We start from the raw sequence: 8,631 nt of genomic DNA, 5'->3' as shown, positions 1-8,631 counted from the left end.
CCGTCCAGATCGGCGTATTCCCCGGCCCGCACGATGGCCGGCGAGGCGAAGGGGATGGCGTGGGCAATATCCTCGGCCTCGGCGCGCGCGCGCGCGTGGTTCACGTCGACCAGCACGATCTCGGACGCTTCGCCGCGCATGATCAGCGCAAACGCCGCCGCTGACCCGACCATGCCCGCGCCAATGATGCCAACCTTCATGGGATGCCTCCCCCTGTCTGCCCGCCCCATGCTAGCGCGGAGACCGGGGGGAAAGCTACAGGCGCCTAGCCCAGTTTCCGGCTGAGCCGGTCGAGCATGCCAAGGCATTCCTGCATCTGCGACAGCTCGATAAATTCGTCGGGCTTGTGCGCCTGCTCGATGGAGCCCGGCCCGCAGACGACGACCGACATGCCAAGGGCCTGAAACAGCCCCGCCTCGGTGCCGAAGGGAACCAGCCCGGCACCGTTTGCGCCGGTCAGCTCCATGACGATATCGCGCGCCTCGTTCTCGGTCGCGGGTTCCAGCCCGTCCACCTCGCCAATCACCTCGGTGGTGATCCCCGCTTCGGGGTGCACGGCACGCATGGCGGGCAGCAGGATGTCCTCGCAGTAATGGCGCAGGTCCTCTTTCACGAAATCGCCGTCCGATTTCTGCACCGGCCGCATTTCCCAATCGACCCGCGCGCGCCCCGGAATGACGTTATGGGCCACGCCGCCCACCAAGGCGCCGGTGTTGATCGTGGTCCAGGGCGGTTCGAACCGGCTGTCTTCGGGGGCGCGGGCCTTGAGCTGTTCCTTCAGGTCAAGCAGGCGCGAGACATAACGCACCGCGTATTCCACCGCGTTGACCCCGTGATCGGGGGAGGACCCATGCCCCTCCAGCCCGGTGAAATGGGTAGAATACTCGAAACAGCCCTTGTGCCCTTCGATGATCCGCATCGAGGTGGGTTCGCCCACGATCGCGACGCTTGGCAGATTCCTGCGCCCCTCCAGCAGCGTCACAAGCGCCTGCGCCCCAAGGCAGCCGGTTTCCTCGTCATGGGTGAAGGCGAAATAGACGGGCCGTCGCGTGGCGCGTTCGGCCCAGACCGGGGCCATGGCAACCGCCGCCGCGATGAACCCCTTCATGTCACAGGTGCCGCGCCCATAAAGCCTGCCATCCGCCTCGTGCAGATCGAACGGATCGGTAGACCAGGCCTGATCGGTCACCGGCACCACGTCGCTATGCCCCGACAACAGGATGCCCCCCGGCACATCCGGCCCGATCCGCGCCCAGAGATTGGCCTTGCGGCCACTCTCATCGGTCATGATCTCGACCGTTGCGCCTGCCGAAACCAGCCGCTCACCAAGGAACGAGATCATGTCGGCATTGCTGTCGGTCGAGACGGTTGGAAAACCCACCAGCTCGGCCAGTAACCGGGTCGTCTCGGGCAGGGTGCTCATGGCTTGACGAAGAGCTTGCGGTCCACGTTGCACAGCGTTTCTGCCGGGCCATCCTCGCGGATCAGGATGGTTTCGGTGGTCTCCAGCCCCCAACTGTCCATCCACAAAGCGGGCATGAAGTGAAACGTCATCCCCGGTTGCAGTACGGTCTCATCCTCACCCCGGATGGACGCGGTGCGTTCGCCCCAATCGGGCGGGTAAGACAGGCCGATCGGGTAGCCCATGCGCCCCTTGCGTTCCAGCCCGTGCTTGTGCAGCACCTCCATGAAGGCGTTGAAGACATCGCGGGTCTGGTTGCCCGCGCGGGCGGCATCGAGCCCCGCCTCAATCCCTTCCATCTGCGCGGCCTCGGCGCGGCGCATCTCGTCCGATGGCGTGCCGAGGAAGACGGTGCGGCAAAGCGGCGCGTGATAGCGGCGATAACAACCCGACAGTTCGAAGAAGGTCGCTTCACCCGCGCGCATTTCGTCCCCGTTCCACGTCAGGTGAGCGGCAGTGGCATCAAGGCCCGAGGGCGTCAGCGGGACGATGGCGGGGTAGTCGCCCCAGATATCATCCACACCCGTAATCCCGGCATGGAAGATATCGGCCACGAGATCATTCTTGCGCACCCCCGGTGCCGCGCGCTCCAGCGCGGTGGTCACCACCTTCTCGGAAATCCTTGCCGCCTTGCGGATGAAGCCGATTTCTTCCTCCGATTTCACCAGCCGCTGCCAGTTCACCAGCGCGGTCGCGTCGACCAGCGTCGCATTGGGCAGTTCCTCGGTCAGGACTGCATGCGCCTTGGCAGAGTAATAGTAGTTCTCCATCTCGACCCCGATCCGGGCCGAGGCCAGCCCCATCCGGGCGAAATGCTCGGCCAGGTCCTGCATCGGGTGATAGACGGTCGACTGGATGTAGTGGTCGGAATAACCGTGGATGTTTTCCGCCGCCATCCAACAGGTCCGCTGCCCGCCAAGCGCGTCCATGGACCGGCCCCACCAGACAGGCTCACCCTCCATCCGCAGGATCACGCCCTGGTGCACGTAGAAGGACCAGCCGTCATATCCCGTCAGCCAGGCCTGGTTCGACGGGTCGGTGACGAATACGGCATCGAGCCCTGCCTCGGCCATCGCGGCCCGCGTCTTGGCGATCCGCCGGTCATATTCCGCTTGGCTGAACGGTGCGCATCCCGCTGGCATGTCATCTCTCCCTGTCTGGTGACCCGATCACGCTAGGCGAAATGCTAAACGCCGCAAGAGCTTTTCCGACACGGCGCTTGCCGAACGCGGCAGGATCGGTCAGGACCGGGGGCAGACCCCCCAAGGCAAGGCCATGACCAAGCTTATCCTGTTCAACAAGCCCTATGACGTGCTTTCGCAATTCACCGACAAGGGGACAGTGGGCAGCCCCCGCCCCACCCTGTCGGACTTCATCGACGTGCCGGGCGTCTATGCCGCCGGGCGGCTCGACCGCGACAGCGAGGGGTTGCTGGTGCTGACCGATGACGGGCGCTTGCAGGCCCGGATCACCAGCCCGCGCGCCCAGACCCCCAAAACCTACTGGGCGCAGGTCGAAGGGGATCCGAGCGACGCGCAACTTGATGCCCTGCGCGCAGGAGTTACGCTCAAGGATGGCCCCACGCGCCCTGCGAAAGTGCAGCGGATCGCGGAACCGCCCGGGCTCTGGCCGCGCAATCCGCCCGTGCGCTACCGCAAATCGGTGCCTGATGCCTGGCTGGAACTTACCATCACCGAAGGCCGCAACCGCCAGGTGCGCCGCATGACCGCTGCCGTGGGTCTGCCCACCCTGCGGCTCATCCGGGCCCGCGTCGGCAAGTGGACGCTCAATGGCCTTGCCCCCGGCGACTGGCGCGATGCCTCGGCGGAGCTCTCCGCCCCTTCCCCCCGGCGCAAACCGCGCTAAACCCGAAGGCTATGAGCCTGATGCCAGACCCCTTGAAACGCCCCCGCCTGCGTCACCTGCCCTGGCTGATCCTGGGCTGGAGCGCCGTGGCCCTGGGCTTCGCGGGCGTTGTCCTGCCGATCCTGCCCACGACACCTTTCCTCATCCTCGCGGCTTTCGCGTTCTCGAAAAGCTCGCCGCGCCTGCGACAGTGGCTGGTCGAGCACGAGATCTTCGGCGGCCCGATCCGTGACTGGGAAGACAAAGGCGCCATCCGCCCCCGCTACAAGATCATGGCCTGCACCGCCATGGCCCTGGTCCTGGGCGTCAGCCTGCTCTCGGGCCTTGGCGGGATGGTGATCCTCATCCAGCTCGTTGCCATGGGCGGAGCCGCCACGTTCATCCTGTCACGGCCGAACGGCGACTGAATTCAAGGCGCCTTCTTCTTGGCTCAACCCAACCAATGTCCCGCGGCAGCTGCGGGCCGAGGAGGTCCCCGCGCAAGCGGGGGGTGACGAGGGCCGCTCCCGGGTCGGCGCCGAAGGCGACGATCCCCTTAGCGGCTCAGCGTGCGCGCGACTGCATCTTTCCATCCGGAATAGCGGCGCTCCCTTGTCTCGGCATCCATCTCCGGCAGGAAGGCGCGTTCCAGTGCCCAGGTCTCGGCGAAACCTTCCCGGTCAGGATAGAGCCCCGCCTTCATGCCTGCCAGCCAGGCCGCCCCGAGCGCAGTGGTTTCCAGCACCTCTGGCCGGTGCACCGGGGCCCCGAGGATGTCGGCCAGGAACTGCATGGTCCAGTCGGACGCGCTCATGCCGCCATCGACGCGCAGGATGTTGTCATCGCCCGCCCCCTGCCAGTCGGCTCGCATCGCCTCCCACAGGTCACGGGTCTGGAACCCGACGCTTTCCAGCGCCGCGCGGGCAAATTCCGCCGGGCCGGAATTGCGCGTCAGCCCGTGCACTGCCCCGCGGCATTCCGCATCCCAGTAAGGCGCACCAAGCCCGGTGAAAGCGGGCACGAGGTAAAGCTCCTGACCCGGATCCGCCGCTTCGGCGAGGCCTTGCGTCTCGGGCGCCGAGCCGATGATCCGAAGCCCATCCCGCAGCCATTGCACGACGGCGCCCGCGATGAAGATGGAGCCTTCCAGCGCATAGGTGGGCTTGCCATCGAACTGGTAGGCGATGGTGCCCAGCATCCTGTTTTGCGATTGCACGAGTGTATCGCCGGTATTGAGCAGCGCGAAACAGCCGGTGCCATAGGTCGATTTCATCATGCCGGGGGCAAAGCAGGCCTGCCCGATCGTGGCGGCCTGCTGATCACCCGCCACGCCCAGAATGGGCAGGGACTTGCCGAAGAGCCCGGGCTCGGTCTGCCCGAACGCGTCTGCGCAATCCCTGACCTCGGGCAGCAGGCTGAGCGGAATGTTCAGAAGCCCGCAGATCTCGGCGTCCCACGCCCCCTCGCGGATGTTATAAAGCAAGGTCCGCGCGGCATTGGTGGCATCGGTCACATGCGCCGCGCCGCCGGTCAGCCGCCAGATCAGGAAGCTGTCCACCGTGCCGAAGGCCAGTTCGCCACGCTCCGCCCGATCCCGCGCGCCCTCCACGTTGTCCAGAAGCCAGGCCAGCTTGGTGCCGGAAAAATAGGGGTCGAGCAGCAGCCCGGTCTTGTCCTGCACCATCGCTTCATGGCCTGCCTCCCGCAGGGAGGCACAGCGATCCGCGGTGCGCCGGTCCTGCCAGACGATCGCCCGGTGCAGCGGTTGACCTGTCGCCCGATCCCACAAAAGCGTGGTCTCGCGCTGGTTGGTGATACCGATCGCGGTGACGTCGAGGGCCGTCAGCCCGGCCTTGTCCAGTGCCTCGCGGCAGGTGTCGACCACGGTTGTCCAGATATCCTCCGGCTCGTGCTCGACCCAACCGGAGGCCGGGAAATGCTGCGTGAATTCCTGCTGGGCGACGGCCACGATCTTCATCTGCCCATCGAACACGATGGCGCGGCTCGACGTGGTGCCCTGGTCGATGGCCAGAATATGGGTCATCGGATCCTCCCTCTTTGTCGCGATCCTAGCGGGCGCTCCCTGCCCTGCAAGTCATTCACTCGATCTGTGCCGGTTTCGCCGCGCCTTCGGCGCGTCGATCCGCGGGGGGATCCTCCCCCCGCACCCCCCTGGGATATTTATGGAACAATGAAATCGGGGCCTCATTCGGCGGCGGCCGGGGCCGCGACGGGCCCGGTCATGAACTGGTCGATGGCCGCGATCTGATCGTCCGTCAGCCGCAGACCAAGCCGTGTCCGGCGCCAGACGACATCCTCGGCGCGGCGGGCATATTCGCGGTTCATGAGCCATGTTACTTCCGCCTCGGTCAGCGTCGCCCCGAAGTCGCGGCCGAGCTCGGCGGCACAGGTCGCGGTTCCAAGGATCAGGCGTGCTTCGGTCCCGTAATGACGCACAAGCCGCCTGGCCCAGGCCGGGGTCAGGAAAGGATAATCGGCCAGAAGCCCGTCGATCAGGGTCTGCACACCAGACACCGGGAAATCCCCCCCCGGCATCGGCACGCCTGCCGTCCATGTCCCTTGAGAAAGCGAAAGGTGCTGACCGATCTTGTCCAGCGCGCTTTCGGTAAGCTTGCGATAGGTGGTGATCTTGCCCCCGAAGACGTTCAGCACCGGCGGGCCATTCGCATCCACTTTCAGCACGTAATCCCGCGTGGCCGATTGCGCGGCGCTGGCCCCGTCATCGTAGAGCGGACGGACGCCGGAATAGGTCCAGACCACGTCATCCCGAGTGACCGGTTGCTTGAAATACCTGGATGCGAAGGCGCAGAGATAGTCCTGCTCTTCCCCCGTGCAGACGGGTTTTACCGACGGGTCCGGGTGGTCGAGATCCGTGGTGCCGATCAGGGTGAAATCCTCTTCATAGGGAATCGCGAAAATAATCCGCCCATCCTCGCCCTGGAAGAAATAACACTTGTCGTGATCGTAAAGCCTGCGCGTCACGATGTGACTGCCGCGCACCAGGCGCACATTTTCACGCGAGTTGACCCGGATCTTGGTCTGGATCACGTCACCCACCCACGGGCCGGCGGCATTGACCAGCATCTTCGCGCGAACGGTGCGCTGGCCGGCGTCATCTTCCAGAACAATGGCCCAGGCATCGCCGTCACGTGCCGCCGAGAGCACCTTGGTGCGCACCATGATCGTTGCGCCGCGCGCCTCGGCATCGCGGGCATTGAGCACAACCAGCCGCGAATCCTGCACCCAGCAATCGGAATATTCGTAAGCCTTGGAGAAGCGATCCTGCAGCGGGGCGCCTTCGGGCGCGTTACGCAGGTCCACGGTCCTCGTGCCCGGCAGGATCTTCCGCCCGCCAAGATTGTCATACATGAACAGACCAAGCCGGATGAGCCAGGCCGGGCGCCGCCCGCGCATCCAGGGCATGACCAGCCCCAGAAGCCGGGATGTGGGCGTCGTGCTCTCGAACCGCATGTCCTTGTGGTAGGGCAGCACGAAGCGCATGGGCCAGCTGATATGGGGCATGGCCGACATCAGCACCTCGCGTTCCTTCAGTGCCTCTCGCACAAGGCGGATCTCGAAATACTCGAGGTAACGCAGTCCGCCGTGAAAGAGCTTGGTGGCCGCCGAAGAGGTGGCTGAGGCCAGATCGTTCATCTCGGCCAGCCCGACCCGCAGCCCACGGCCCGAAGCATCTCGGGCGATGCCGCAGCCGTTGATACCGCCACCGATGATGAAAAGATCATATTCCCCGGACATGAGAGACTCGCCTTTCGAACAATGCGCGACTTCTGTCACTTCATGTTCGTTTTGTCAATTTTCCTGTTCGCTTTTCTTCGCTTCCCCGCGCCACTTTCCCCGCTATAAGGATAGGCAGGAAGGAGCCACCATGCCGATCACCCCCCGCCAGTCCGAGATACTCGACCGCGCCCGGACCGAGGGCCGCGTCATGGTGGAAAACCTGGCCGACGCCTTCGGGGTGACCGTCCAGACCATCCGCCGCGACCTGTCGGACCTGTGCGATGCGCGCCTGCTCGACCGCATTCACGGGGGGGCCGTGCTGCCTTCGGGCGTCACCAATATCGGCTACGAGGACCGCCGCCGCCTGAACGCCGAGGCAAAGGACGCCATCGCGCGCGCCTGCGCGGCCGAGATCCCCAATGGCGCGTCGCTCTTTCTCAACATCGGCACCACGACCGAGGCCGTGGCCCGCGCGCTTCAGGGCCATAGCGGGCTGATGGTGGTCACCAACAACATGAACGCCGCGCAGATCCTGGCCGGGAACCCGTCCTGCGAGGTCGTGCTGACGGGTGGCGCGTTGCGGCGGTCCGATGGCGGACTGGTCGGCGACCTCGCCGTGCAGACGATCCGTGCCTTCAAGGTGGATGTTGCCGTGATCGGGGCCTCGGCACTGGACGAAGAGGGCGACCTGCTCGACTTCGACATCCAGGAGGTGCGCGTGTCCCACGCGATCCTGCAACAGGCGCGGCAGGCAATCCTCGTGGCCGATCAGGGCAAGCTGACCCGCGCGGCCCCGGTGCGCATCGGCGCGCTGGCCGATCTGGACCTATGGGTGACGGATAGCGAACCGCCGGCGGGGCTGCGCGCGCTCTGCGCAGACGCAGGCACCGAGATCAGGGTTGCGCCGCCTGCGCGATAAGCGTCTCGACCTGCGGCCCAAGCGCCTCGACGATCAACGCCACACCTTCGGCATTCGGATGAATGCCATCGCCCTGCATCAGCGCCCTCATGTCCGGGGCCGCGACCACGGGCGCGAGGAAGCTTTCCGCGTAGATCGTGCCGAACTCTGCCGCCAGGTCCGGGTAGATCGCATCAAAGGCGGCCTGGTAGACGGGCCCGTAATTCAGCGGGGCCTGCATGCCGACCAGCAGCACTGCGACCCCGGCCCCTTCCGCCGCCTGAAGGATCCCCGAAAGGTTCGCCCGCGCCGCATCGGGCGGCAGGCCCCGCAACAGGTCGTTGCCGCCTAGCGTCACGATCAGCCCATCCACGTCGTCGGTCAGGGTCCAGCCGATCCGCGCAAGGCCCCCCGCCGTCGTATCCCCTGACACGCCCGCATTGATCAGCCGCACCGTGTGGCCGCGCGCCAGCAGCCAGGCTTCCAACTGCGGTACGAAGCCCTGATCGGACGGCAGCCCGTAGCCTTGGGTCAGGCTATCACCCAATGCGGCGATCACCACCTCGTCAGCAAGCGCGGGCGAGCCGGAAAGCCCGAGGACCAGAACCAACGCCTTGCCCAAGCCGCCCCTGCCCCCATATCCAAAGGACATTCCCCGCCGGAGCCA

The 8,631-nt window shown here is 65.8% G+C and carries 9 protein-coding genes; 3 read left to right on the top strand and 6 right to left on the bottom strand.

Annotated features, from left to right (window positions below):
• The 3 genes from ACEQXV_RS09295 to ACEQXV_RS09285 all read right to left on the bottom strand — a co-directional run.
• Positions 1-200, bottom strand: a 200-nt coding sequence (locus tag ACEQXV_RS09295; protein ID WP_370268896.1) for an NAD(P)-binding domain-containing protein, incomplete at its 3' end; no start/stop codon positions are given.
• 65 nt (positions 201-265) lie between these two features.
• On the bottom strand, positions 266-1,423 hold the full coding sequence (gene argE, locus ACEQXV_RS09290) for an acetylornithine deacetylase (protein WP_370268895.1): 1,158 nt from the start codon (positions 1,421-1,423) through the stop codon (positions 266-268).
• On the bottom strand, positions 1,420-2,604 hold the full coding sequence (locus ACEQXV_RS09285; RefSeq protein ID WP_370268893.1) for a M24 family metallopeptidase: 1,185 nt from the start codon (positions 2,602-2,604) through the stop codon (positions 1,420-1,422). Before ACEQXV_RS09285 ends, argE begins: the two co-directional genes overlap by 4 nt.
• Positions 2,605-2,737: 133 nt before the next feature.
• Between ACEQXV_RS09285 and ACEQXV_RS09280 the strand changes: the two genes are divergently transcribed.
• Together ACEQXV_RS09280 and ACEQXV_RS09275 are read left to right on the top strand one after the other, a co-directional pair.
• Positions 2,738-3,328, top strand: coding sequence for a pseudouridine synthase (locus ACEQXV_RS09280; protein WP_370253206.1), 591 nt, complete (start codon positions 2,738-2,740; stop codon positions 3,326-3,328).
• Positions 3,329-3,348: 20 nt separating this feature from the next.
• Positions 3,349-3,735: a YbaN family protein gene (locus ACEQXV_RS09275; protein ID WP_370253208.1), complete on the top strand. Its 387-nt coding sequence runs from the start codon at positions 3,349-3,351 to the stop codon at positions 3,733-3,735.
• Between the two features lie 128 nt (positions 3,736-3,863).
• Here the strand turns inward: ACEQXV_RS09275 and glpK are convergent, their stop codons facing one another.
• Positions 3,864-5,351 (bottom strand): glycerol kinase GlpK, encoded by a 1,488-nt coding sequence (gene glpK, locus ACEQXV_RS09270; protein ID WP_370268892.1) that lies wholly within the window; start codon positions 5,349-5,351, stop codon positions 3,864-3,866.
• Between the two features lie 161 nt (positions 5,352-5,512).
• Positions 5,513-7,084, bottom strand: coding sequence for a glycerol-3-phosphate dehydrogenase (glpD, locus tag ACEQXV_RS09265; RefSeq protein ID WP_370268891.1), 1,572 nt, complete (start codon positions 7,082-7,084; stop codon positions 5,513-5,515).
• A 130-nt stretch (positions 7,085-7,214) separates the two neighbouring features.
• On the opposite strand from glpD, the gene ACEQXV_RS09260 reads away from it, so the two are divergent.
• A complete protein-coding gene (locus ACEQXV_RS09260) occupies positions 7,215-7,985 on the top strand; it encodes a DeoR/GlpR family DNA-binding transcription regulator (protein WP_370252044.1) in 771 nt (256 codons plus the stop codon).
• On the opposite strand, the gene ACEQXV_RS09255 is transcribed toward ACEQXV_RS09260, so the two are convergent.
• Positions 7,960-8,616 carry an arylesterase gene (locus ACEQXV_RS09255; RefSeq protein WP_370252047.1) on the bottom strand — a complete coding sequence of 219 codons (657 nt, stop codon included), beginning with the start codon at positions 8,614-8,616 and terminating at the stop codon, positions 7,960-7,962. The genes ACEQXV_RS09260 and ACEQXV_RS09255 overlap by 26 nt on opposite strands.
• Positions 8,617-8,631 lie beyond the last annotated feature (15 nt).

It is taken from the genome of Nioella sp. (genome assembly GCF_964229645.1).
In the GTDB taxonomy this organism is placed as follows: Bacteria; Pseudomonadota; Alphaproteobacteria; order Rhodobacterales; family Rhodobacteraceae; genus Nioella.
The sequence above is the reverse complement of the archived record's forward strand: the minus strand, read 5'-3'. Positions and strand labels throughout refer to the sequence as shown.